Annotated in this window: 14 protein-coding genes; 13 read left to right on the top strand and 1 reads right to left on the bottom strand. The window is 44.2% G+C overall.

Features of this window, described 5'->3' with window-relative positions:
* Nucleotides 1-25 precede the first annotated feature (25 nt).
* The 13 genes from J3P43_RS00425 to J3P43_RS00365 all read left to right on the top strand — a co-directional run bounded on the left by J3P43_RS00425 (nucleotide 26) and on the right by J3P43_RS00365 (nucleotide 24377).
* The gene (locus J3P43_RS00425) at nucleotides 26-2182 is read left to right on the top strand and encodes a hypothetical protein (RefSeq protein ID WP_255897782.1); all 2157 of its coding nucleotides are present in this window, start codon (nucleotides 26-28) and stop codon (nucleotides 2180-2182) included.
* A gap of 155 nt (nucleotides 2183-2337) precedes the next feature.
* Nucleotides 2338-4194 (top strand): rhamnogalacturonan lyase, encoded by a 1857-nt coding sequence (locus J3P43_RS00420; RefSeq protein WP_255897781.1) that lies wholly within the window; start codon nucleotides 2338-2340, stop codon nucleotides 4192-4194.
* A gap of 50 nt (nucleotides 4195-4244) precedes the next feature.
* Complete coding sequence (locus J3P43_RS00415) at nucleotides 4245-5015, top strand: rhamnogalacturonan acetylesterase (protein WP_255897780.1); 771 nt, start codon at nucleotides 4245-4247, stop codon at nucleotides 5013-5015.
* A 65-nt stretch (nucleotides 5016-5080) separates the two neighbouring features.
* Nucleotides 5081-5893, top strand: coding sequence for a rhamnogalacturonan acetylesterase (locus J3P43_RS00410; RefSeq protein WP_255897779.1), 813 nt, complete (start codon nucleotides 5081-5083; stop codon nucleotides 5891-5893).
* Nucleotides 5890-7050, top strand: a complete 1161-nt coding sequence (locus J3P43_RS00405; RefSeq protein ID WP_255897778.1) for a glycoside hydrolase family 88/105 protein — start codon at nucleotides 5890-5892, stop codon at nucleotides 7048-7050. Before J3P43_RS00410 ends, J3P43_RS00405 begins: the two co-directional genes overlap by 4 nt.
* Before the next feature lie 152 nt (nucleotides 7051-7202).
* Nucleotides 7203-10160, top strand: a complete 2958-nt coding sequence (locus J3P43_RS00400) for a glycoside hydrolase family 2 protein (RefSeq protein WP_255897777.1) — start codon at nucleotides 7203-7205, stop codon at nucleotides 10158-10160.
* 115 nt (nucleotides 10161-10275) lie between these two features.
* Nucleotides 10276-13236: a glycoside hydrolase family 2 protein gene (locus J3P43_RS00395; protein ID WP_255897776.1), complete on the top strand. Its 2961-nt coding sequence runs from the start codon at nucleotides 10276-10278 to the stop codon at nucleotides 13234-13236.
* Nucleotides 13151-16219 carry a glycoside hydrolase family 2 protein gene (locus J3P43_RS00390; RefSeq protein ID WP_255900159.1) on the top strand — a complete coding sequence of 1023 codons (3069 nt, stop codon included), beginning with the start codon at nucleotides 13151-13153 and terminating at the stop codon, nucleotides 16217-16219. The genes J3P43_RS00395 and J3P43_RS00390 overlap by 86 nt, the downstream gene beginning before the upstream one ends.
* 23 nt (nucleotides 16220-16242) lie before the next feature.
* Entirely contained in the window at nucleotides 16243-16554 is a 312-nt protein-coding gene (gene rhaM / locus J3P43_RS00385; protein ID WP_255897775.1) for an L-rhamnose mutarotase, read from the top strand.
* Nucleotides 16555-16669: 115 nt separating this feature from the next.
* Nucleotides 16670-19432: a glycosyl hydrolase gene (locus J3P43_RS00380; RefSeq protein WP_255897774.1), complete on the top strand. Its 2763-nt coding sequence runs from the start codon at nucleotides 16670-16672 to the stop codon at nucleotides 19430-19432.
* Nucleotides 19433-19438: 6 nt separating this feature from the next.
* On the top strand, nucleotides 19439-21169 hold the full coding sequence (locus J3P43_RS00375) for an FG-GAP repeat domain-containing protein (protein WP_255897773.1): 1731 nt from the start codon (nucleotides 19439-19441) through the stop codon (nucleotides 21167-21169).
* 355 nt (nucleotides 21170-21524) lie between these two features.
* Nucleotides 21525-22556, top strand: a complete 1032-nt coding sequence (locus tag J3P43_RS00370; protein ID WP_255900157.1) for a GntR family transcriptional regulator — start codon at nucleotides 21525-21527, stop codon at nucleotides 22554-22556.
* Nucleotides 22557-22595: 39 nt separating this feature from the next.
* Nucleotides 22596-24377: a glycoside hydrolase family 15 protein gene (locus tag J3P43_RS00365; protein ID WP_255897772.1), complete on the top strand. Its 1782-nt coding sequence runs from the start codon at nucleotides 22596-22598 to the stop codon at nucleotides 24375-24377.
* A 118-nt stretch (nucleotides 24378-24495) separates the two neighbouring features.
* Here J3P43_RS00365 and J3P43_RS00360 read toward each other — a convergent pair whose 3' ends face one another.
* On the bottom strand, nucleotides 24496-26688 hold the full coding sequence (locus J3P43_RS00360; protein WP_255897771.1) for a bifunctional alpha,alpha-trehalose-phosphate synthase (UDP-forming)/trehalose-phosphatase: 2193 nt from the start codon (nucleotides 26686-26688) through the stop codon (nucleotides 24496-24498).
* Between the last annotated feature and the right edge of the window lie 148 nt (nucleotides 26689-26836).

The raw sequence follows: 26836 nt of genomic DNA, 5'->3' as shown, positions 1-26836 counted from the left end.
TTAATTTGCTTACCAGATAATACGAATGAAGATTTTTAAACCAATTACATTTTTAATTGCGGCTTGTGTTTGTTCAGGGCTTGCGAAAGCACAGACTTCCATCCAGATGGAGCCCTTTGTTATTGATCACCGCAGTGCTGCCGGCTCAACTGTAGATTTGTCTTTCCTGCATGAAAAGCCAGCCGGGAAAAGTGGTTTCGTCACCATAAAAGATGGACACTTTTTTAAGCCAGACGGAAAGCGGCTCAAATTATGGGGTGTAAACATTACCCAGTGGACCCGTAGCTCTGTTCAGTTACCCACAAAAGCGGAAGCAGTATTCTGGGCAAAAGCCCTGGCCCGCTATGGTGTGAACTGCGTGCGCCTGCATTTTCTTGATTTTCCGCATTCGAGGGGTGGTGTGATTGACGGCAGACGGACCGATACCCGTCACTTAGATTCGATCCAAATGGATAAACTGGATTTCTGGATAGCTGAACTAAAAAAGAATGGCATTTATTCCGATTTAAATCTTTTGGTGGGCCGTACCTTTAAAGAAGGCGACGACTTAAAAGATCATGATCAGGTAGGTTGGGCAAAATATGTTTCATATTTTTCACCAAGGCTAATCGAGCTTCAAAAGGAGTATGCTAAGCAGCTGCTTACGCATTATAATCCCTATACCAAAACAGAGTATCGTAACGAGCCTGCAATTGTGATATTAGAGCTTGTGAACGAAAATACTCTGTTTGATGCATGGGAAAGGGATGCCCTGCACCCCTTAGAGAAACCTAACCGCGACCCCAATTTCAAAGCTATTTCGCCGTTTTATTCAGATATGCTTACGCAGCAGTTTAATGATTATCTGAAGAAGACTAAAAGCCCTCAGCAACTGGCTCAGTTAAGACAACAGGCCGGTGTAAAAGAGGGTGAACTGGTTCCGCGTATCCGCAAAGCAGCTTACCAAACGTCGCCAAAGGAGTTGTTTAATACCATTGTTCAGTTCTATATGGAAACCGAGCGTGATTTTTTTAAGGATATGAGACGTTATTTGAAAGATACACTAAAAATTAATCAGCTTCTATTGGGCAGTAACGACTTTCTTCATAATCAGCCTGAGACTCCTATGATTTGGTCTAACGCCGCTATGGATATACAGGACGGACATGTTTACTGGCAGCATCCTAGCTGGCCGGGCAAATTAAATACCCCCATGGTCAACGAGCCAGATTCATCTACCGTGGTAAAGCTGTCACGCACTGCAGTTGCAGGAATGCCATATACAGTAACCGAAGTGAACCATTCTTCTCCTAACGATTATGAATCAGAAGGAATCCCCGTTCTTGCAGCTTATGCTGGTCTGCAGGATTGGGATGCGGTAATCTGGTATACATTTGAACCAAAATCAACTCCTGACTTTAAAGGCTATATCCCGGATGCCTTCGATATCTCTCATCACCCAGTAAAAATGCCTCAATTTGCAGCAGCTGCGCTAATGTTTTTAAGGGGAGACGTTAAAGCTGGAAAAAAAGTTATTAAACGTAATTATACAACAGAGCAGATTCGTGAAACTATGCGTATGCCTCAATCTGAAGCTCCTTATTATACCACTGGGTTCCCCGTAGCCAATGTGTTGAAGCATCAGGTGAGAATAGGCTCGATGGAAGGTCCGGCAACGCAGCAGTTCAAGCCTTTGAAAGAAAATCCTGTAGTATCAGATACAAAGGAATTGGCATGGTATACCGAGAATCAGAAAAATGGATTGGTAACCGTAGAAACACCAAGCTCTCAGGCTTTAGTAGGCTTCGTTAAGGCAAATGGCAAGTCTGTAAAAAATTTGTCAGCAAATATTTCGAATGATTTTTGTTCGCTTACCTTAACAGCACTCGATAACAAAGCCATTGAAAGCTCGTCTCATCTGCTGCTTGTAGCGGCGGCGCGAGCAGAAAATACTGGTTTGCAATGGAATGAAACTCGCACTAAATCTGTACGGAGTGCAGGCTCTCCCTCACTTATCGAAACAGTTAAGGGTACGGTAACTCTGAAGGGCCTAAAAAATGTGTCTTCACTAAGTGTCCAGCCGCTTGACGGTTCGGGTAAGCCTTCGGGGCCAGCAGTGATGGCTAAGAAAACCACTTCGGGTTGGAGTATAGATATCGGAAACACTGCTACTACCTGGTACGAAATCAAGCGAATCAGATAGCAATCCTTTGGAAGAATGTAACATGTGTATTACTGCATGTTTAAAAAAGCCTTGTGCGTTTAATAGACAAGGCTTTTTTCTTTAAGGTGCATGATAGCGCAGGATAGCTATACGGCCCTAAATCGCTTATTTTATTGCACCGTTTATAAACAATAATGATAAAACTTTCGCAAAGCTTCTTTTTGGGAGTTCTTTCTCTCTTTCTGACATTTTCCGCGGCTGCCCAAAAGCGTCGGATGGAATACCTTGACAGGGGTACAATTGCAATTAGCCAGGGCGCCGGAAAAGTGTATTTAGGATGGCGCATGCTTGGTACCGACCCAGACGATATTACTTTCAATATTTATCGATCAACCGGCGGTGCAAAGGCTGTTAAGTTGAATGTAACGCCAATATCCTCAAGTACTAATTACCTTGATTCTGGTGTTGATTCTACAAAGTCGAACGCGTACTATGTTAAGGCAGTTTTGAAGGGAAAGGAAACTGAAACCGGTGAAGTTTTTACCCTTCCGGCTCATGCAGCCGTACGGCAGTATCTTTCTATTCCGTTAAAAACACTCGATGGTTATACGCCTAACGATGCCTCGGTAGGCGATCTGGATGGTGATGGCGAGTATGAAATTATTCTGCATCAAACCGCCCGTGGTATTGATACCCCCTCGCCGGGGATTTCGGGTATCCCCGTATTTCAGGCATATAAACTCGATGGAACATTATTGTGGCAGATTAGCCTGGGGAAAAATATCCGTGAAGGCGCGCATTATACTCAATTCATTGTAATTGATATGGATGGTGACGGGATATCTGAATTTGCCTGCAAAACAGCTGACGGCACCATTGATGGTAAAGGAAAAGTTATTGGAGATTCGACAAAAGACTGGCGGAATCTGACTGTTCCACCTCGAAATACGTTATATGGAAAGATACTCGACGGTCCGGAATACTTCACCGTTTTTAGCGGCAGAACCGGAGAAGCGTTAGCAACAACAGATTATATTCCGAACCGCTATCCCTTAAACGGATGGGGAGGACATGGAGGGCACGGCGGGAACGACAGCACGGGAAATCGCGTGGATCGCATGGTAGCCGGGGCAGCTTATCTTGACGGTAAACTTCCAAGCGTATTGATGTGCCGAGGTTATTATGGCCGGTCGGTTATAGCCGCCTGGGATTATCGCAATGGAAAATTAACATCACGCTGGGTTTTTGATAGTAAAGATGCTGATAACCCGTATTCTGGCCAGGGTAACCATGGCTTAAGTATCGCCGATGTGGATAATGACGGCAAAGACGAAGTTATTTACGGGTCGATGGTTGTAGATGATAATGGAAAAGGATTATTTACAACCGGCTTGCGTCATGGAGATGCACTGCATGTGAGCGATTTTGATCTGAGCCGGCCGGGTCTTGAAGTGTTTGGAGTACATGAAATTGAAGATGCTACCAAAGGCCCTGGCGCTGCATTATACGATGCCAGAACCGGTGAGATTTTATGGTCGGGCCATCAGAACCAAGATGTGGGTCGCGGCGTTGCTGCCAATATTGATCCGGAAAATCCCGGAGGAGAAATGTGGTTCGCTGGTTCAAACGGAGTGTTGAACATGAAAGGAGAGAAAATAGGTCCGCAACCGTCTTCAGTAAATTTCCTGGTATGGTGGGATGGCGATCTGACTCGCGAATTACTTAATGGAAACGGAATTGACAAGTATAAAGTTGGACGTATATTTACCGCTACAGGTGCCTCTTCAAACAATGGAAGCAAGTCTACACCAGCTTTAAGCGCAGATATTTTGGGCGACTGGAGAGAGGAAGTGATTCTCAGGTCTACTGATAACAAGGAATTGAGGATTTATACTACTACTATTCCGACAAATCATAAAATGTATACACTAATGCATAACCCGCAATACCGTATGGCAATTGCCTGGCAGAACGTTGCATATAATCAACCTCCTCACCCAAATTTTTATATTGGAGAGGACATGAAAAAAAGCTCCGAAACCAGTTATTGAGGTCAGGAAGCCCAGAACACAATCAGTAAATAAATAACGTTTATAAGCATATGAAAAAACAGATATTTTTTAGAGGATTTTGGCCCGCATTTGCAGTTATAATGCTTTTTGCTGCTTTTACTCTACAAAATAAGCCTACAGTTTATATTATTGGCGATTCAACAGTCCAGAATACCGGCAAAGGGCAGGCAGGCTGGGGAACCTATCTAATAGATTTTCTCGACAGCAATAAAGTTAATGTCAGTAATCAGGCAGCAGCAGGGCGCAGTACCCGGACCTTTATAAAAGAGGGTCGCTGGGATAAAGTATTATCCACATTAAAGCCGGGTGATTATGTGTTTATGCAATTTGGCCATAACGAAGGCGCAAAGCCCAGTACTACAGACAGGTTTGGTGCTCGGGGAGTACTTAGAGGCACCGGTAATGATACATTGGAATTAATCTGGCCAAGTGGTGAAAAAGAGGTTGTCTATACGTATGGGCACTATCTTCGTAGGTTTATCCGCGAAGCAAAAGCGAAGGGAGCTACGCCTGTTGTGCTTTCAATGATTCCGCGCAATCAATGGGTAAACGGAAAAGTTAAACGGGCAGATAATGATTACGGCAAGTGGGCCAAAGAAGCGGCCGAACTAGACGGCGCTCTCTTCGTTGACTTAAATAAAATTACCGCCGATAAGTATGATATTATGGGGCCGGAGAAGGTAAAGGAATTATTTCCTGGCGATCATACCCATACTAACCAGGCCGGTGCCAGAATTAATGCTGCTTCGGTGGCCGAAGGATTAAGATTACAAAAGCAATTAACCAAATATTTACGCTAAGTTTTTAAATTCGCAGACCAATTTATTTCGGGTAACCGGATCTGCTCTCTGTACAATACAGCATAATGAATAAAACACTCAGAACATATCTGCTAGGTTTAGCAGTTCTTATTTCTTCTTGCCTGGTGATGAAGCCAGAGGATAAGCCAACCCTTTTTTTAATAGGTGACTCTACCGTGAGGCACGGAAGTAAAGGTATGGGCGACGGCGGACGCTGGGGTTGGGGAGACCTGATAGCCGCCTATTTCGACACCACAAAGATCTCGGTAAAGAATGAGGCGCTTGGAGGAACCAGCAGTCGTACGTTTATGCATCGTGGCAGGTGGGCTGCTGTGCTTCCGCAAATTAAAAAAGGTGACTATGTGATTATGCAGTTCGGACATAACGACCGGAGTCCATTGGACGACGCTGCACGTGCGAGGGGCACTATTCAGGGTAACGGAAACGAAAGTAAAGAAATCTATAATCCTATAACTAAGCAAAAAGAAGTAGTTTACACATATGGTTGGTATCTCAGAAAATTCATTTCAGACATACAAGCGAAGGGTGCAACTGCTATTGTTGCATCCTCTATCCCGCAAAATAACTGGTCAAACGGTAAAGTGGAGCGCAACTTTACAAACTATTCACAATGGGCTCATGACGCTGCGGTGCAGGGAGGGGCTTATTTTATAGATCTTCATAAAATAGCTTCAGATCATTATGATCGCGAAGGTGAACAGAAAGTGAGGGCGACCTACTTTAACGCTACAGACGGAACTCATACTATAGAAGCCGGCGCAAGATTAAATGCTCAATCTGTGGTTGAGGGCTTAAATCAACTGAAGAGAAATCCACTAAAAAAATATTTAAAAACTAATACACTTGATCCGATATGATAACTTTTCGTCCGTGGATTAAATCCATCGCAGTGCTTTTGCTTGCCTCTGTTTTTACCGGGGTCCATGCCCAAAAGCTTCCAAAGAAGAAGAATGTGCTGAAGGATATGCGTCGCACAAATGAGTATTTTATGAATAAATGGCCTGATCCTGGCAAATCTATCATTACTAACAGAGAAAGGCCAAGTAATATCTGGACTCGCGGCGTGTACTACGAAGGCCTAATGGAACTGTATCGCACAGATGCCAACGAGAAGAACAAAAAAGTGTACTACGATTATGCTGTAGACTGGGGTGAAAAACATAAGTGGGGATTGAGAAGTGGTACCGCAAGAGAACGCCAGAATGCTGACGATCAAACCTGTGGACAAACCTATATTGATCTTTATTTGATCGATAAAAAGGAAGAGCGCATCAGAGATATAAAAACGGCTGTTGATGGAATGCTTGTCAGCGATAAAGTAGACGACTGGTGGTGGATAGACGCTTTGCAGATGGCTATGCCCGTATTCACCAGGTTGGGGGTATTGTATAACGATACGAGATATTTCGACAAAATGTATGAGTTGTATAACTACAGCAAAACAAAGCACGGCGACAAAGGATTGTGGAATCCAGAAGATAAGTTATGGTGGAGAGACAGGGATTTTGATCCTCCTTACAAAGAACCTAATGGTCAGGATTGCTACTGGTCAAGAGGTAACGGTTGGGTGGTTGCGGCATTGGTGCGTACGCTCGACATGCTTCCTAAGTCAGACCCGCATTATAATGAATACATGCAGGATTATAAAGATATGATGGCTGCATTGCTTCCTATTCAACGAGCAGATGGTTTTTGGAATGCAAGTTTACACGATCCGAATAATTACGGCGGAAAAGAAACTACAGGGACTTCTTTATTTGTTTATGGCATGGCTTGGGGAGTGAATAAGGGCATATTAAGCAAGGATGTTTATACACCGGTAATAACCAGGGCATGGAATGCAATGCACAAAGATGCAGTCCACAAAAATGGTTTTTTGGGTTATGTACAAGGTACTGGTAAAGAGCCCAAAGATGGCCAGCCGGTAAGTTATACCAGCAAACCAGATTTTGAGGATTATGGTTTGGGCTGTTTCCTGATGGCAGGCAGTGAGGTATACAAGATGGCACGATAATAACAAGGCCCCTTCTGTAAGTTGGGGCTTCGTTATTATAGCTAAATACAGATCTGTTCAGATTTTTCTTTAGCTGATGGATATTTCATGTTATTCATGATTCTCGCAGCAAGTTCGCTCCAGCGAATCGAGAGCTATTAATATTAAAAAATATGAAAAGACTTATCGCATTTTATTCCCTGCTGATTTTAGCTGCTTCGGTTTTTGCAGCTGACTCGCCACGCATTAAATACAATTTCAATCCGGGTTGGAAGCTTTTTAGAGGCGATGCAAAAGGCGCTGAAGCACCCGCGTTTAACGATGCTTCCTGGGAAGCTATAACTCTTCCGCACGCATGGAACGAAGACTCTGCTTTTAAGGTTGCTATCGATAAACACCCAACAGGCATCGTTTGGTATCGCAAAAAGTTCAGACTGCCCGCTTCTGATATGGGCAAGAAAATTTTCCTGGAATTTGAAGGCGTTCGGCAGGCAGGCGAGTTTTATCTGAACGGAAAGCAAATCGGATTACATGAGAACGGTGCGATGGCTTTTGGATTCGACATAACGAATTTGGTTAAGGCCGGCGATAACGTTATTGCCGTTCGGATCGACAATGATTGGGCTTATAAAGAAAAAGCAACAGACACTAAGTTTCAGTGGAGCGACAAGAATTTTAATGCAAATTACGGAGGTCTGCCAAAGAATGTATGGCTGCATGTTGCCGACAAGTTGTACCAAACTCTTCCGTTATATTCGTTTCTTCAAACAACAGGGGTTTACGTTTACCCCAAAGAATTCGATATTCCTAATAAAACAGCCACTATAGTTGCCGAATCTGAAGTAAGAAATGAACACTCCAGTGCAAAAACATTTCAGTACGAGGTTGAAATCAAGGACCTGGATGGCAAGATTGTAAAAGTTTATAACGGTGGACAAACTACCATCCAGCCGGGAGAAACTAAAACTGTAAGTGCGAGTTCTAGAATAAATAATCTGAATTTTTGGAGCTGGGGCTATGGCTACCTCTATACAGTAAGCACTCGCCTGAAAATTAATGGAAAGCCAGTTGATGAGGTACAAACCCAAACAGGATTTCGTAAAGCGGAATTTAAAAACGGCATGGTTTATCTTAATGATCGGGTACTGTTAATGAAGGGCTACGCTCAGCGTACCAGCAACGAATGGCCTGCTCTGGGCATGTCTGTACCGCCATGGTTAAGCGATTACAGCAACGGTTTAATGGTTGAGAGTAATGCGAATCTGGTACGCTGGATGCATATCACACCCTGGAAGCAGGATGTTGAATCATGCGATAGGGTTGGATTAATTCAGGCTATGCCTGCAGGAGATGCTGAAAACGATGCTAGGGGAGTGCAGTGGACACAACGTACACAGTTGATGCGTGATGCAATTATTTACAATCGTAACAATCCAAGTATTTTGTTCTACGAATGTGGAAATGAGGCCATAAGTGAGGAGCATATGGCAGAAATGAAAGCCATCCGCGATAAATACGACCCGCATGGCTGGAAAGCCATTGGGTCACGCGAAATGCTCGACAGTAAAGTAGCAGAGTGGGGGGGCGAAATGCTTTACACCAATAAAAGTGCAGATATACCTATGTGGGCTACCGAGTATTCTCGCGACGAAGGCTTACGTAAATATTGGGATGAGTTCTCGCCTCCTTTCCATAAAAACGGTGAGGGTCCTCTTTACAACGGGCAAAATGCAAGCAGTTACAACCGCAATCAGGATACACATGCCCTGGAAAGTGTAGCGCGTTGGTATGAGTTCTGGCGCGAACGGCCGGGCACCGGAGATAGGGTTAGCGCCGGTGGAGTAAATATTATTTTCTCCGACTCTAATACTCATTATCGCGGCGCAGAAAATTATCGCCGCAGCGGCGAAGTAGATCCGATGCGTATCGCCAAAGATGGATTCTATGCTCATAAAGTAATGTGGGATGGCTGGGTTGATCCTGAGAGACACAGCACCCATATTATCGGTCACTGGAATTATCAGCCGGGCACTAAGAAGAATGTATATGCGGTTTCTACAGGAGAAAAAGTAGAATTATTTATAAACGATAAGAGCAAAGGTTTCGGCGAACGCAGAGACGGCTTTGCCTTTACCTTCAGAGATATCGAATGGCAATCTGGAACTATCAAGGCGGTAGCATACGATGCACAGAACAAAAAGCTATCTGAGGCAGAAATAAAAACAGCAGGCGCTCCTGCGAGTTTGCGCCTGACCACCATGCAGGCTCCGAGAGGCTTAAAAGCCGACGCTGCAGATGTGGTGCTGGCACAGATAGAAGTAGTTGATGCTCAGGGTAACCGTTGCCCAACAGCTCTAAATATGATCAACTTTAGATTAGAAGGTCCCGCAGAGTGGAGAGGCGGAATTGCTCAGGGTCCTGATAACTATATCCTATCAAAATCTCTTCCAGTAGAAGGAGGCGTGAACCGTGTGCTTATCCGTTCCACCACAAAGGCTGGCCAGATAGTGTTATCGGCCACGTCGGACAGCTTAAAATCAGCTACAATAGCGTTCAAGTCAGTTCCGGTAAAAGTAACTAACGGACTTTCACTTGATATGCCCTATGCTGGCCTCAGCCCAAGTCTTAAGCGCGGTCCAACCCCGGAAGGTCCGTCTTTTACTCCTTCAAGAAAAGCAATCAAAATTATAACCGCTACTGCAGGTTCGGATGCTGAAAAAGTTAGCGCAAGTTTCGATGATAATGAATTAACAAACTGGGCCAATGACGGACAACTGTCAACGGCATGGATCAAATACGAATTAGCAAACGAGGCAGTTGTTGATGAAGTGACACTTAAAGTAAATAATTTTAGAAGTGCGTCTTACCCGATCAAGATTCTGGTTGACGGACAGGAAGTGTTTAGCGGTAGAACTCCGCGGAGTCTTGGTTATGGTACTATTCCGGTGAAATCTACGAAAGGCAAAACGGTAACCATCCAGTTAACCGGTTCAACATCAGTAAACACTAATGCAAATGCAGGGGTAGAAGTTGGTGGTCAGAAACTCGAGGAAGGTGTTGTTACAGCCAATCCAAATGCAAGGGGTACCTTGAATATTATTGAGACGGAAATTTACACGAAGATAAAATAGAATTAAGATTAAAGGTATATATTCATTCAGGTAGGGCGGTTGCCTGCTCCTCTTTCTTCAAGAGAAGGCAATCGCCAACTGGCAGAGTGAGGAGTTCAATAAACCTATTTTACTAATGAAGAAACTTGCTGTTTTTTGCTTCCTGCTATGTGTGTCTACCGCTGTCGGTTTTGCTCAATCTCGCGTCAAATATAATTTTAATCCCGGTTGGAAGTTGATGAGAGAGGACGTTAAGGGTGCGGAGGTGCCTGATTACAACGATGCGACCTGGGAGAATATAACACTTCCACATGCCTGGAATGAAGACGACGCCTTCCGGAAAAATATCTTTGAACATACAATCGGCATAGTTTGGTATCGCAAGCGTTTCAGAGTTCCGGCAACAGACAGAGGAAAAAAGGTTTTTCTTGAATTTGAAGGAGTACGTCAGGCAGGTGAGTTCTATCTTAACGGAAAGTTTATCGGCCTTCATGAGAACGGGGCAATGGCCTTTGGTTTCGATGTTACAGATCTAATCAAGCAAGGTGAAGATAATGTTATCGCTGTTCGCATAGATAACTCATGGGATTACCTGGAAAAGGCTTCCCAAGTTAAATTCCAGTGGGCCGACAGAAATTTTAATGCCAATTACGGGGGCTTGCCAAAAAACGTTTGGTTGCATGTGTCTGATAAGCTGTATCAAACCCTGCCGCTCTATGCATTTTTGAAAACAACCGGAGTATATGTATATGCTAAAGATTTCGATATCCCTGCGAAAACTGCTACTGTGGTAACCGAATCTCAGGTCAAAAATGATTACAATAGCTCCAAAACTTTTCAATATGAGGTAATTGTAAAGGATTTGGGCGGAAACACAGTAAAAACTTTCGATGGTGGAAAAACCACTATTAAGCCGGGTGAAACGAAGATAGTTAGTGCCAATGCTCCTCTTAGCAACTTAAATTTCTGGAGTTGGGGTTATGGATATCTGTATACCGTAACTACCAGGCTTAAAGTTAGCGGTACAGTCGTGGATGAAGTAAATACAAAAACAGGCTTTCGCAAGGCGGAGTTTAAAAATGGCATGGTTTACCTGAACGACAGGGTGCTGATGATGAAAGGCTATGCGCAAAGAACCAGTAACGAGTGGCCGGCCATAGGTTTATCCGTACCGCCATGGATGAGCGATTACAGCAATGGTTTAATGGTAGAAAGCAATGCGAATCTGGTACGCTGGATGCATATCACACCCTGGAAACAGGATGTTGAATCATGCGATAGAGTGGGGTTAATTCAGGCTATGCCTGCAGGCGATGCAGAGCATGATGTAACCGGACCACGCTGGACACAACGTACAAATTTGATGCGGGAAGCGATTATCTACAACCGCAATAACCCAAGTATTTTATTTTATGAATGCGGCAACGAATCGATCAGTGATCCGCATATGGCCGAAATGAAGGCTATACGGGACCAATATGATCCGCATGGCGGACGTGCAATTGGCTCTCGCGAGATGCTCGATAGTAAAATTGCAGAATACGGCGGTGAGATGTTATACACAAACAAAAGCGCCCGTATTCCGATGTGGCAAATGGAGTATTCACGCGATGAAGGGTTACGGAAATATTGGGATGAATTTTCACCTCCTTACCATAAAGATGGTGTCGGGCCACTATATCGCAATGCGCCGGCAGGGCAATATAACAGAAATCAAGACTCTCATGCACTAGAAGATGTTGTTCGCTGGTACGAATTCTGGAGAGAGCGTCCCGGAACAGGTACGAGAGTAAATTCTGGCGGGGTAAATATTATCTTTTCAGATTCAAATACACATTATCGCGGCTCTGAAAACTATCGTCGCAGTGGGGAGGTGGATGCTTTACGCATTCCCAAAGATGGATTTTATGCCCATCAGTTAATGTGGGACGGCTGGGTAGATGTCGAAAAGCATAGAACGCATATCATTGGCCACTGGAATTATCAGCCAGGAACTAAAAAGAACATTTATGTCTTGGGTACCGGTGATAAGGCAGAGCTGTTCATCAACGGGCAATCGAAGGGTTTTGGTGAGCGCCGCGACGGATTCATCTTCACATTCAGAAATATCGAGTGGCAGCCGGGGAGTATCAAAGCAGTTTCTTATGATGCTCAAAACAACAAGCTTTCAGAGAAGGAGCTAAAAACTGCAGGTGCTCCCCATGCGTTGAAGCTCACAGCTATGCAGGGACCGCTGGGGCTGAGAGCCAACGGTGCCGACGTGGCCATTGTTCAGGTTGAAGTGGTTGACGCGCAGGGCAATCGTTGTCCAACGGCATTAAATACGGTCGACTTTAATTTGGAAGGAAACGCAGAATGGCGAGGCGGACTGGCGCAAGGGGCTGAGAATTTTATACTGTCGAAGTTTTTACCTGTTGAAGGTGGAGTGAACCGTGTATTAATACGTTCAACAATAACCGCTGGTCCAATCAAATTATCTGCAATTTCGGAAGGCCTAAAGCCAGCAGCTCTGCAATTGACATCTTCTCCCGTAAAGGTTATAGACGGGTTATCACTTGAAATGCCATATGACGGGCTCAAGCCAAGTTTAAAACGTGGACCAACACCTTCGGGTCTGTCATTCACACCATCAAGAATCGCTTTAAAAATTATCGATGCTACAGCCGGGGCGAATGCCGCTAAAGCTAAAGCCACTTACGACGATAGCGAGTTGAGCGACTGGGTAAACGATAATAAGCTCTCTACCGCGTGGATTAAATACACACTGGAAAAAGAAGCTACAGTTAACGAAGTGACTTTAAAGATGAACAACTTTGCTTCAAGAACTTATCCAATAAAAATTCTTGTCGATGATAAGGAAGTGTTCAAAGGTACAACCTACCGCAGCCAGGGCTATTGCACGTTGCAGTTGAAGCCGGCAAGCGGGAAAACGGTAACAATTCAGTTGTTCAATCCAAATTCAGGTAAGGATGAATCAAGTATCAGCGTTGAGCTCGGCGGTAAAAAGCTTGATGATGGGGTGGCGCGTAATGACGGCGGTGCCAGAGAAATCCTTAGCATTATTGAAGCAGAAATCTATACTAAACCCGGGAATTGAACCCAAAAATACTATCCTAATGATTAAAGGTATAACCAAAGTAATTTTGATACTGGTATCTGTTACCAGCTTAGTATATGCCCAGTCTTCTCAGCGTATCCTATATAATTTTAACCCCGGATGGAAGCTCAGTGTTGAGGATGTAAAAGACGCTTCAGCACCCGAATTCAACGACGCATCGTGGAAAGAAGTTACTCTTCCGCGCGCATGGAATGAAGACGAAGCCTTCAAAGTAGCGATTAACCGGTTGCCGGTTAAGATTTCATGGTACCGTAAAAGTTTTAGAGTTCCGGCATCAGATAAAGGAAAGAAGGTTTTCCTGGAGTTCGAAGGTGTGCGCCAGGGCGCAGATGTTTATCTCAATGGTAAGCATCTTGGCCTGCATGAAAACGGAGTCATGGCTTTTGGGTTTGATATAACGGATCTGATAAAACCCGGAGCGGAGAACCTAGTAGCTGTTCGAGTAGATAACGCATGGAATTATAGGGAGAAAGCTACCGGAGCGGGTTATCAGTGGAATCATACCAGCTTTAACGCTAACTACGGCGGTATTCCGAAAAATGTCTGGCTGCACGTAACGGATAAGCTATATCAAACCCTCCCACTCTACTCTTTTCTTAAAACATCAGGAGTATACATTTACGCAAAGGACTTCGATATCCAAAATAAGACGGCAACCGTTGTCGCCGAATCGGAAGTAAAGAATGATCATGCAACGGCCCGGACTTTTCGATATGAAGTGGAGGTTAAAGACCTCGCCGGGAAGACGATAAAAGTTTTTGAAGGCGATCAGACCAGCATTCAGCCTGGAGAGACAAAGTCGGTAACTGCTAACGCCAGGTTAAATAATCTGAATTTCTGGAGCTGGGGCTATGGCTATTTATATACAGTATCCACCCGCTTAAAAGTGAACGGAAGGCAGGTAGATGAAGTACAGACTAAAACTGGTTTCCGCAAGGCAGAATATAAGAACGGGATGGTTTATCTAAACGATAGAGTTCTTGTAATGAAAGGATACGCTCAACGCACTACTAACGAGTGGCCCGCCTTAGGAATGTCTGTACCGCCCTGGTTAAGTGATTACAGCAACAACCTGATGGTAGAAAGCAATGCTAATCTTGTACGCTGGATGCATATTACACCCTGGAAACAGGATGTGGAATCATGCGACAGAGTTGGATTAATTCAGGCTATGCCTGCCGGCGATTCTGAGAAAGATGTTACCGGACGGCAATGGGAGCATAGGGTAGAACTTATGCGTGAGGCAGTTATCTACAATCGAAATAGTCCGAGTATCTTGTTCTATGAAGGTGGAAATGAGAGAATTAGCGAGCCGCACATGGCTGAGCTAAAGGCTATAAAAGATAAATACGATCCTCAGGGCGGGCGAGCCATGGGTTCCCGCGAGATGCTCGACAGTAAAATAGCCGAGTGGGGAGGAGAAATGCTTTACACGAATAAAAGCGCTGACATCCCACTTTGGGCTACAGAGTATTCCCGCGACGAAGGATTACGGAAATATTGGGACGAATTTTCTCCACCTTTCCATAAGGATGGCGACGGGCCTTTATATCGCGATGCCCCAGCAAGGGAGTACAACCGTAACCAGGACTCACATGCGCTAGAAAACGTAGCGCGCTGGTATGAATTTTGGAGAGAACGTCCAGGCACCGGAGAAAGGGTAAGTGCTGGTGGAGTGAATATTATTTTCTCTGACAGTAACTCACACTCGAGGGGCGCAGAAAATTACCGCCGGAGTGGCGAAGTGGACCCGATGCGTATCCCGAAAGATGGTTTTTACGCACATAAGGTAATGTGGGACGGCTGGGTTGATCCCGAAAGACATAGTACGCATATCGTTGGGCACTGGAATTATCAGCCGGGAATAAAGAAGAATGTGTACGCGGTTTCTACCGGAGAAAAAGTAGAGCTGTTTATAAATGGTCAAAGCAAAGGATTCGGTGAGCGCAGCGACGGTTTTGCCTTTACCTTCAGAAATATTGAATGGCAACCCGGAACCATTAAGGCTGTGTCATACGATGCTCAAAGCAAAAAACTATCTGAGGCTGAAATAAAAACTGCAGGTGCTCCGGCTGGCTTACGCCTTACCACTATGCAAGCCCCCAATGGTTTAAAAGCCGACGGCGCCGATGTGGTTTTGGCTCAGATAGAAGTGGTAGACGCGCAGGGAAATCGCTGTCCAACTGCTTTAAATATGATCGACTTCAAATTAGAAGGTCCGGCAGAATGGCGAGGCGGAATTGCCCAGGGTCCCGACAACTATATCCTATCGAAATCTCTTCCAGTAGAAGGAGGAGTGAACAGGGTTTTAATCCGCTCGACAACCAAACCTGGCCAAATAGTACTCTCAGCCACTTCAGAAGGTTTAAAATCAGCAACAGCTGCCTTTAAATCAAGCCCGGTAAAAGTAGCCGGCGGGCTTTCTCTTAATATGCCGGACGCCGGCCTTAGTCCGAGCTTAAAACGAGGCCCGACTCCCGCTGGTCCGTCTTTTGGACCATCCAGAAAAGCATTAAAAATTATCTCAGCAACAGCTGGAGCCAACAGCCAAAGAGCGGCCGAAAGCTTTGATGATAATGAGTTAACTGATTGGGTGAATGATGGTAGGGTAGAAAATGCCTGGATTAAATATACTCTTGCAGAGGATGCCGTTGTTAATGAGCTGGCACTCAAACTTAATAATTTCCGTAGCAGAAGTTATCCCATAAGAATTCTGGTAGACGGCAAAGAAGTATTCAATGGACTTACTCCCATGTCGCTTGGATATTGTACTATACCAGTTTCTCCGATGAAGGGAAAAACGGTAACAGTTCAGCTTTCTGGTACTGGTATAAATGAGAGCAGTTCAGGATATGGAGTGGAGGTATCGGGAAAGCGCCTGGATGATGGCGTGGCACGAGATGACCGCGGAACCAGAGGCACTTTGAGTATTATTGAAGCTGAGGTTTACCAAAAACTTTAAATTAGCTAAAAATCCAAAAGAAAATGAAACTAGCCTTTAAAATGAAGCTTAAGCCTGGCTTCAAAGACGAATACAAAAAACGCCATGACGAAATCTGGCCCGAATTAAAAGTGTTGCTTAAAGAAAACGGAATAAGTGATTATACCATTTTTCTGGATGAAGAAACAAATATCCTTTTTGCTGTACAGCAGCAAGATGGCAACCAGTCTTCACAAGACCTGGGACAGACCGCAATTGTACAAAAATGGTGGGCCTATATGGCCGATATTATGGAGGCTAATGCCGATAATTCACCTGTGAGTAAACCTTTGGTTGAGGTTTTTCATATGGATTAAGGGTTAATGAGTCTGACATCTTTGATACTGTCAGATTTTGCAGCTACAACCGCGTTTGCCGTTCTGTTTAGCCCGGTACTCGTGTAACACGTTTTTAGATCATTATCAATCGTAAATGAAAAAGTTTTTACTTGTTTTTATTATTACCTGCTTTGTTGGTTCTCTCAAGGCACAAAACAATGCCTGGCCAGAAATTAAAAAAGAAAGTCGCCCATGGACACGCTGGTGGTGGATGGGTAACGCTGTGGATGAGAAAAATATATCGTCTTTATTAAACAACTATCAAAAAACAGGCTTCGGAGGTGTTGAGATAGCACCCATATATGGTGCCATCGGCTATGAGAGCCGTTACATTCCGTACCTGTCGAAAGATTGGATGAAGATGTTAAACCATACCGTAAGTACTGCCGGCGGCCTGGGTATGGGCGTAGATCTAACAACGGGAACCGGCTGGCCCTTTGGCGGTCCGCAGGTGCCGGCCGAATTTGCTGCCGCTAAATTGGTGGTGCAAAATTATAAACTCGCGGCGGGTAAGGTTCTTCCGGATAAGCTCGTGGTGAAAGATCCAAAAGCGGGTGCTACCAGGCTCCAATCGGTAACCGCATACAGCGATAAAGGGCAGGTTTTACAGTTGATCGATAAAGTAGATGTTGAAGGTAATCTTAGCTGGAGGCCTGAAGCGGGAAACTGGGATATTTATGCCGCATTTTCTGGCAGAACCCGCCAGATGGTGAAACGTGCAGCGCCGGGTGGCGAAGGTTTTACCTTAAATCACCTCTCAAGACCCGCTCTTGACGAATACCTTAAGCGATATGATATCGTTTTTGCCAATAATCCCCCGAAGGTAAGGGCGTTTTATAATGACAGTTATGAGGTGTATAATGCAGATTGGTCTGATAACTTTTTCGACGAATTTAAAATGCGTCGTGGTTACGACCTGCGCCCTCATATCCGCGACTTGGTTGGCAAAGAATTAAATACCAACGTTGCCCGTTTAAAATCGGATTACCGTGAAACAATGAGCGAGATGTTGCTGGAGAATTTTACCATTCCATGGACAAACTGGACTCATAAATACAACGGAATCTCTAAAAATCAGGCACATGGTTCGCCGGGTAACCTCATAGATCTGTATGCTGCGGTAGATATTCCGGAGTGTGAAACCTTTGGCTCAAGTTATTTTCCGATCCCCGGGCTTCGCCGCGACAGCGCCGATGTTCGGAACGTCGATCCTGATCCCATCATGTTGAAGTTCGCATCATCTGCGGCACATGTTACGGGCAAGAATCTGGTATCGAGCGAAACCTTTACCTGGTTAACCGAACATTTTAAAACATCATTATCCCAAACCAAACCTGAGTTAGAGCAGGTTTTCTTATCGGGCGTAAACCACACATTCTTTCACGGAACCACGTATTCACCCGAAGATGTTCCGTATCCGGGATGGTTGTTTTATGCTTCTGTTAACTTTGTTCCTTCGAACAGCTGGTGGGCACATCTTCCCGGATTAAATACCTACATCACAAGAGTTCAATCTGTTCTTCAGGCCGGAAAGTCGGATAATGAACTATTGGTATACTGGCCCATACACGATGTGTGGAACAATCCTAAAGGTATGGATATGCCACTTAAAGTGCATGATGTGGATGTTTGGCTGCATCCAAGTCCGTTTTACAAAAACGTAAAGGCTTTACAGGATGCGGGGTATTCACTGGATTTTATTTCAGATAAGTTGTTGAAGCAATCTACCTCCGCTGGCACAAATATCAGCACATCTCCAAATGCATCTCCGTATAAAACATTGATCGTTCCGAAGGCAGATTATATGCCTGTGGAGACTTTAGAAAAGATGATCGACCTGGCAAAAAAAGGAGCGACTGTTATCATTCAGCAGATGCCTGAAGATGTTCCTGGTTTAAGCAATCTTGAAGCAAACAGAGACAAATTGTATCAGTTGGTTTCAAACTTAGTTTTTTCGGATGCCGGAAACGGAGTGAAGGAGTTGAAAACAGGCTCAGGGCGAATTTTGCTTTCTAACGATGTTCAAAAGGCTCTGCAATATGTTGGTCTACGCGGCGAAAGGATAACAAGCACCGGACTTAAATATATCCGTCGTCAGGTGGGTGCCGACAAATATTATTACCTCGTGAATCACACAGCGAATGCGGTTGACACCGATTTGCCGCTCAATGTCCTGGCATCTTCAGTAGTGATTTTAGATCCTGAAAGCGGCAAAAGTGGTATAGCGGTCAGCACTGTCAGCGGAAACTCGACCCTTGTTAGAGTGCAGATGTTGCCGGGCGAAGCTCTTATCCTTAAAGCCACCAGCGATATATCTGGATTGCAGAAATGGAACTACCTCGATAAGGTGGCTAAAACCGTGGAGATAAAAGGGCAATGGAACCTGCATTTTACAGATGGAGGCCCGGTTGTTCCCGCTGACAAAAAACTCTCTCAACTCGTATCATGGACCGAACTTGGAGATAGCGCTGCAATAGCCTACTCTGGAAGGGCAGAATATACGCTCGAATTCAAAATGCCTAAAATTAAGTCGGATGAATACGTGCTTAACTTAGGAAAAGTTCACGAGAGCGCCCGGGTGTGGGTTAACGGGCAAGACGCCGGGGTTTTATGGAGTATTCCGTATCAGGCAAGAATTGGCAAATATTTAAGAAAGGGTAAGAATACTATCAAAATTGAGGTGGCAAACCTGATGGCAAACCGCATGAGAGATATGGATAAAAAGGGAATTGAGTGGCGGAAATACCATGAAATCAACTTTGTAAATATTAATTATAAGGCATTTGACGCGGCAGGATGGAAGCCACAGCCGTCCGGATTAGTTGGTCCGGTTACTATCACATCTTTTAAAAATTAGATCCAGATGAAATATTTATTGGTTGTTTTTTCAGTTTTTGCTTGCTTTGGCGCCAGGGCACAGAAGATTAATAATCCCGTAAGCATGCCCGGGACGATCATTATTCCGGCTTCAGATTTCCTGGATCGGAATCCCAAAGGGAATATCATATCCGAGGCGGGTTTTAGATCAAAATGGTTTTTTAATAATACTGCGATAACGCTTAATTCAGAAACTAATCTGATTACGCGTATCAATGTGCCTGCTAATGGCTTGTACTATCTGTATGTACGCAGCCAAGGAACCAAAGATGCTGGATTTAAAGTCTCAGTTGGGGATAAAGTGTCAGCAGAAACATTCGGCACCGATACACTTCGTTTTCAGAAGGCCGGAACATTCCAGCTAAAAAAGGGCTTAACAGACATAAAAATTACTCGCATTGACCCATCACCCTTAGTAGATGTTTTGGTTTTAAGCACAAATCCCAACCTCAGGGAAGAGGATATAAAGCCTTACCAGTTGAACCCCGATGTTGAACTCATTAAGGAATACAAAATACCTTCAAGCAACGCTGTAAAATTCGGCGATATAAATGGTGATAAAAAAACAGATTTAGCGGTGCTTAGCTCCGACTGGTCAATGACTGTGTTTGATAATTCTGGGCAGGAACTTTGGTCATGGAAGGCGCCCGCAGAAAACGCCCGCCTGCGTTCGGAGTTTGAAGCCCCCGGCGTAGTATGGGATTTTGACAAAGACGGTAACGCAGAAGTGGTTCACTGGCGCTTTTTAGAAAATAAAGAATGGCTGGTTATTGCGGATGGAAGATCCGGAAAAGAGATTCGTAAAACTGAATGGCCAACTAAGGCGCTTCCTCATGTATACAATAACTTCAGAATGGCCATCGCTAAACTGACCAAAGATTCGCCAAATGAATTGGTGGTTTTCACCGATTATGGCGGCGGAATGAATATCAACGCGTACAGGGCCGACTTAACCCCGCTTTGGCAGCATGTCGAGACGCGCAAGAAGGATAACCTCGGCCATTACATCTATCCGGTAGATTTAAATAAGGATGGCATTGACGAAGTGCTGATAGGCTCTCTACTCCTGGATGCAAAAGGCAAAGAAATCTGGAATCGCTTCGACCTGCTCAACGACAATCATGACCATGCCGACAGCTATAAATTTGCTGATGTGGACAAAGACGGAAAGCTCGATATCGTAATTTCTAATAGCGAGACCGGCGTTTATGCAATAAAAGCCATGACTAAAGAGATCATTTGGCAAAGCGTTGCCGAGCATAGTCAGCAAATACAGGTGGGCGACTTTCTGAAAGGTGTTGCCAAGCCTCAGATTGTAGTGGGTGGAAGAACCTACGGATTGAAGTCAAGTACTGAACCACGTTTATCAAGTCAGCTGTTTTGGTTTGACAACAAAGGAACATTATTGTCTATGTGGCCGAATGGCTATCCCTTAAACGGTAACCCGGACTTTGTTTTGGGGAACTGGAAAGGTAAAGGAAAGCCCCAATTGTTTTGGTATAAGTTCAGGATTGATGAAAATGGCGAAGGCGACTTGTATTTTCCGGATGGCGTTTTTCATATGTTCGATTTTACGGGCAGAGGAGCAGAGGAGGTAATCACATTATCGCGGGGAGTCCTGCGGGTTTTCGGTTCAAAGAGCGCTTCGTATTCGAAGGATTTGAAACAGGATTTAAACTATTTAAGAACGAAGGTGGTAAATCATACACATTACTAGAGCTATTGCCGCCATCTTAACTTTCCAAAAGTTCCAAAACTTTTGGAAAGTTTTACCAGGACTTTCTGAGCAACGACCGGAACTACCATATTAAGCCGGATAGAAACGGCAGCTTTTTATTTGCGGGGGGAATAGCGGAGCTGAAATAAAAACTATAGTGGATAGCCGGACCGGCAGCAGATAGAAACCTCGAAGCACCCTTCTAATCGCATCCTTTGTCGGCGTCAATTCGGTTGACGATAGGTAACTGCTTTTCCTGTAACAATTTATTTGCTAATAAGCCTAATCTCAGCCTGCACCGGATAATTAATATAATCTTACTATTTTAGTGAAATATATGTCTAAAGCATCCTCAATGAAGTCGGCTCGGTTTTTCGATTTTATTCATATCGACGAGTATTCGGCAACGCCAAAGTATCTCCAGTTAACCAATTCTATTTTGACGGCTATAGAGACAGGTAAAATTGGAAAGAATGACATGTTGCCGTCTATAAATGAGTTGAGTTATGAGCTGGAGATTTCGCGCGATACGGCTGAAAAGGGATATAAATACCTTAAAAAGATTGGGGTTATTGCTTCCATACCTGGCAAAGGATACTATATTGCCAGCACAGACTTCAGACAGACGCTTCGTATTTGCTTGTTTTTTAATAAGCTAAGTTCACATAAAAAATTAATCTACGATTCTTTTGTGTCTGCCCTTGGCGATCATGTGGCGGTTGATTTTTATATTTATAACAACGATTGCAAGCTGTTTAAGAAGATGCTTGCCGACAAGATGCAGGGTTATTCGCACTACGTGGTGGTGCCTCATTTTATTGAGGGCGGCGAAAATGCGTACGAAATTATCAACACCATTCCGAAAGACAAGCTGGTGTTGCTGGATAAAAAGGTACCAGGTGTTGAAGGAGAGTATGCCGCTGTATACGAAAATTTTGAAAGCGACATTTATAATGCCATGGAACAGGCGAAAGATGTGCTGAGTAAGTATCACACCATTAAGCTAATTTTTCCCGACAAAAGCTATTACCCTAAAGAGATTAAAAAAGGCTTGTTGCGCTTTTGCCAGCAATATGCTTTTAACCATAAAGTTATAAGTAACATTGCTGCCGAACCTATTGAGGAAGGAGAGGTTTATATTAACCTGATGGAGGACGATTTGGTGGAGTTAATTGAAAAGATCATCTCGTTAAAACTTAAAGTAGGAAAACAGGTTGGCGTAATTTCTTATAACGAAACACCTCTTAAAAAAATAATTTTAGATGGAATTACTACCGTATCGACCGATTTCAGGCAGATGGGAGCCATCGCCGCGAAGATGATCCTGGAGAATTCGCGAACTCATGTTCAGGTACCTTTTCACCTTACACTGCGGCCGTCTTTATAAAATTTAAAACTTGTTCGCTTTTAGTCTGTAATAAAAGCAATGGAAAAACATTTATATGAAACAGGTCTTATAGGCAATTGTGCCTACCTGGCACATGTTCATAAAAACACAAATATTTCATGGCTTTGCTGGCCACGTTTTGATAGCTCATTTGTCTTCGGATCGCTTTTAGACGAAGACAAAGGAGGCGAATTCACAATTCTCCCCTCGGCTAATTATACCTCGAACCAGTTTTATCTCGAAAATACCAACGTATTATGCACAGAGATAACCTGCGAAAACGGCCGCTACAGAATAATTGATGTGGCTCCGCGGTTTCAGCAGTACGAACGCTTCTTTAAGCCTTTAATGCTTATCCGTAAGATAGAACCCATAGAAGGTAACCCGGTAATAAAGGTAAAGTGCCAGCCTGTATGCGATTATGGGAGGGTCCAATTGAAGCCTCACAGGGGAAGCAATCACATAGAATTTGAAGGATGTGAAGACAGAGTCCGGCTTACTACAAATATTCCTATCAGTTATTTATCAGACGACACCGGGTTTGTGCTCAATGAAGTTAAATACCTGGTTTTAACATATGGACAGCCTCTTGAGGCGCCTTTGGGGAGTACTGCTGAGACTTTTATAAGAGAGACCGTGTCGTACTGGCGCACCTGGATAAAGCACTCGAACATGGCCGGGTTTTATCAGGAATATGTTATCCGATCGGCCTTGGCTTTAAAAATCCACCAATATGAGGACACAGGAGCTATAATTGCGGCCAGTACCACCAGCCTGCCCGAATACGATGGAAGTGGCAGAAACTGGGATTACCGCTTTTGCTGGCTGCGTGATACGTATTACGTGATATCTGCGCTCAACCACATCGGCCATTTCGAAGAGATGGAAAGATATTTTAATTACGTCGCCGGTATTTCGGTGGCAGAAACGTATCGGTACCAGCCTTTGTATGCAATAGATGGTAAGGCCGAACTTGAAGAGAAAATTCTTGATCATCTGGACGGGTACAAAGGCAACAAGCCTGTGCGCATCGGCAACCAGGCTTCGGAGCATATTCAAAACGACATTTATGGCCAGGTGATGATCTCAATTATGCCGCTCTATATTGACCACCGCTTTGTTTTTCGCGAACGAAAAGATTCTATTCGCTGGATAGAAACGGTGCTGACTAAAATAGAGCGTACTATCGATGAGAAAGATGCTGGAATCTGGGAGTTTAGAAATATAGCCAACGTGCATTGTTATAGTAATCTCTTCCAGTGGGCGGGTTGTGCTGCGGCGGCGAAAATGGCTCAGACTATTGATAATAAGGAACTGGAAGAACGGGCTTTAATGCTTCAGAAAAAGGCAGCCGATCATATAGAAAGTTGTTATGATCCCGTGAGGAAAGTTTATACCAACGCCGCGGGCGGTACGCATCTGGATGCAAGTACCTTACAGCTCATTATGATGAACTATCTTGATCCTACATCCGAACGCGCGAAAGACCACCTGAAAGCATTGGAAGCGGAGCTTAAAACCCCTAAAGGGCTGTTCTACCGGTATTTGCATGAGGATGACTTTGGGAAGCCTAAAACTACTTTTCTTATTTGCGCCTTTTGGTATGTGGAAGCGCTGGCCTGTGTCGGCCGCGTGGATGATGCCATCCGTGAATTTGAGCATATTATCCAATATTGTAATCACCTCAAGCTCTTTAGCGAAGATGTGGATGAAAATACCGGAAGCATGTGGGGCAATTTTCCGCAGGCTTACAGCCACGTGGGATTGATGAATGCAGCGTATCGCATTGCGATTAAACTGGACAGGCCTGTGTTTTTGTAATAGTTTCTTAGCGGCTATTGAGCTTTTAATTGATCTCACACCGTGATTGTAAGTCCCTTACTATGGCATGGGGATTGCAAAATCCGACGAGGGCTTGTGCAATAAAGCCCAAATTTCTTTATGTGGTTTCCGATGATATGAAGGTCAGCGTTCGCAACAGGCGGCGCACTTCGCGGAAATCTCTCAGATAAAATCTGGCTGCCGAGATGTTGCCGCCTATTTTAATAGTAAAAGCTTCGGAAGGGACTGCTTTGAAAATGTCTTCGTCGGTATGGTCATCACCCATCGCCATAATAAAGTCGTATTCTTTATCCTCGAGCCAGCGTAGCGCAACTTTGCCTTTGTTTACCTCGATATTCTTAATCTCAATCACCTTGTTTCCGGGCAGAATCTGTAAACCCATGTCCGCCGTAATAAATCGAAGGTCGTTCACCAGTTCGCCGGCTCTTAAATCGCCCAGCCCTTCTTCCACTTTGCGATAATGGAAGACTAAGGAAAAACTTTTTTCTTCGATGAATGATCCCGGTGTTCGGTCTACGTAGCGTTCTAATACCTGTGCAACATCTTGCTTCCAATGATCATACAACCCCGGTAATTGAATCCATTGTTCGTTCTGGTTTTTTGTCCAGGCTCCGTGTTCGGCAATAATATCGATAGGCAACTGCGAAAACCATTCTTCCAGATTTTCGTGTTTCCTGCCGCTTATAATCACTACATGATTACTTGAGTCGGAAGCCAGCTGCTTGAGAATTTCGTACAGGTCTTCATCCGGAAAAGCCATCTCAATTTCGGGTTGAAAGCCAACAAGAGTGCCATCGTAGTCGAGAAATATGATTCTTTTCCTTGCTTTTAGATATTCTTGTTCCAGAATAGCGCGGCTGTCTCTTATCAAATGTTTAGCTTTCATCGATTCTTGTAAGTGTTTTACTTCGTTTAGTCGGTCCATATAGATCTTTACCCAATGCCTGATGTTGAACTTGGATACAACCGACCTCAGCTTTTTCATCCTTTGTTGCTGTTCTTCACGACTCATATTCAGGGCTTGAATTATCGCCTGGCATATTTCGTGGGTGTTATTGGGGTTAACAATAATTGCATCGATTAACTCCTTGGCTGCCCCAGCCATTTCGCTTAATATCAGTACACCAGTATTGTTTGTGCGACTGGCAACATATTCTTTACTTACCAGGTTCATGCCGTCGCGCATAGGCGTTACTAAACATACCTCTGCCATACTGTATAAGGCGCTAAGCAGGTCGGGTGTTACAGAGCGGTAGTAATAGTGTACCGGCGACCAGTTTAGGGTGCGATAGCGCGAGTTGATATTTCCCACCACTTTATCAATTTCATCTCTTAGCTCTTTATATCGCGGCACCGTATCTCTTGAGGGAACGACAATCATATAGAGAATCGTTTCTCCTATGTACTCAGGATGTTGCTGAAATAACAGGTCGAACGCTTCAAGTCTTTGTAAGATACCTTTACTGTAATCCAGGCGGTCTATCGACAAAACCATTTTAAAGCCGTCGAAGCTCTGTTTTAATTCATTAATTTGATCTACTACCGACTGCTCGCCTGGCATGGATTCAAACTTTTTGTCGTCGATTCCCATCGGAAACGATTCAACCACTACCGGCCTGTCGTTGTAGGTAATCACGTTTGAAACCGAATGAACCGGGAGCAACCTGGTTATTGAACTAATAAAATGTCGGGCATCGTCAAAGGTGTGGAATCCGATTAAGTCGGCGCCAAGCATATTTTCAAGTATTTCTATCCGCCATGGAATCAGCCTGAAAATTTCTGAACTCGGAAAGGGGATGTGCTGGAAAAAGCCAATAGTAATGTCAGGATGTACCGCTCTTATTAAACCGGGCAATAACAGTAGCTGATAATCGTGTATCCAGATAATGTCATCAGGTTCAACTATTTGTAATACAGCGTCCCGGAATTTGGCATTTACTTCCTGGTAGCTCTGCCAGTATGCCGGATCGAATTTGGCATAGGTAGGGTGGTAGTGGCAAATTGGCCACATCACCTCGTTAGAAAAGCCCTCGTAATAACAGTTAATGTCCTCCTGAGTTAAAAATACCGGACGAAGATTGATTTCTGCAAGCCTTTTAGCTATTTCTTCTTTTGACTCGTTGGTGTGGACTTCCATTCCCGGCCAGCCTATCCAAATGTTGTCGGCCTGCCTGTAAATGGCACCCAAGCCGGTTGCCAGGCCTCCTTCGCTTTGCTTTAACTCAAATTCTCCATTATTCTTATAGATCTTTACTGGCAGCCTGTTCGAAATAATAATTGTTTTGCCCATATTCTATAACCGATACTTATTAAAGGGTTTTTTTACCCTAAGGTTTGCAATTAAGAAACATTAGAGGTGAATGATTGATTTAATAACAATTAAATCGGGGGGTGCTGGTTAGTTGATAAAAACCAGGAAGATATTCAACGGTTGTTGC

It is taken from the genome of Paradesertivirga mongoliensis, from assembly GCF_024436395.1.
Lineage (GTDB): Bacteria > Bacteroidota > Bacteroidia > Sphingobacteriales > Sphingobacteriaceae > Paradesertivirga > Paradesertivirga mongoliensis.
This window is presented reverse-complemented; position numbering and strand designations above follow the sequence as displayed.

Excerpts from the sequence above, each read along its gene's own strand:
- J3P43_RS00410 (WP_255897779.1), top strand. The coding sequence starts at position 5,081 with ATGAATAAAACACTCAGAACATATCTGCTAGGTTTAGCAGTTCTTATT.
- J3P43_RS00380 (WP_255897774.1), top strand. The coding sequence starts at position 16,670 with ATGAAAAAGTTTTTACTTGTTTTTATTATTACCTGCTTTGTTGGTTCT.
- rhaM (WP_255897775.1), top strand. The coding sequence starts at position 16,243 with ATGAAACTAGCCTTTAAAATGAAGCTTAAGCCTGGCTTCAAAGACGAA.
- J3P43_RS00370 (WP_255900157.1), top strand. The coding sequence starts at position 21,525 with ATGAAGTCGGCTCGGTTTTTCGATTTTATTCATATCGACGAGTATTCG.
- J3P43_RS00365 (WP_255897772.1), top strand. The coding sequence starts at position 22,596 with ATGGAAAAACATTTATATGAAACAGGTCTTATAGGCAATTGTGCCTAC.
- J3P43_RS00415 (WP_255897780.1), top strand. The coding sequence starts at position 4,245 with ATGAAAAAACAGATATTTTTTAGAGGATTTTGGCCCGCATTTGCAGTT.
- J3P43_RS00360 (WP_255897771.1), bottom strand. The coding sequence starts at position 26,688 with ATGGGCAAAACAATTATTATTTCGAACAGGCTGCCAGTAAAGATCTAT.
- J3P43_RS00400 (WP_255897777.1), top strand. The coding sequence starts at position 7,203 with ATGAAAAGACTTATCGCATTTTATTCCCTGCTGATTTTAGCTGCTTCG.
- J3P43_RS00420 (WP_255897781.1), top strand. The coding sequence starts at position 2,338 with ATGATAAAACTTTCGCAAAGCTTCTTTTTGGGAGTTCTTTCTCTCTTT.
- J3P43_RS00375 (WP_255897773.1), top strand. The coding sequence starts at position 19,439 with ATGAAATATTTATTGGTTGTTTTTTCAGTTTTTGCTTGCTTTGGCGCC.
- J3P43_RS00425 (WP_255897782.1), top strand. The coding sequence starts at position 26 with ATGAAGATTTTTAAACCAATTACATTTTTAATTGCGGCTTGTGTTTGT.
- J3P43_RS00405 (WP_255897778.1), top strand. The coding sequence starts at position 5,890 with ATGATAACTTTTCGTCCGTGGATTAAATCCATCGCAGTGCTTTTGCTT.
- J3P43_RS00395 (WP_255897776.1), top strand. The coding sequence starts at position 10,276 with ATGAAGAAACTTGCTGTTTTTTGCTTCCTGCTATGTGTGTCTACCGCT.
- J3P43_RS00390 (WP_255900159.1), top strand. The coding sequence starts at position 13,151 with ATGATGGGGTGGCGCGTAATGACGGCGGTGCCAGAGAAATCCTTAGCA.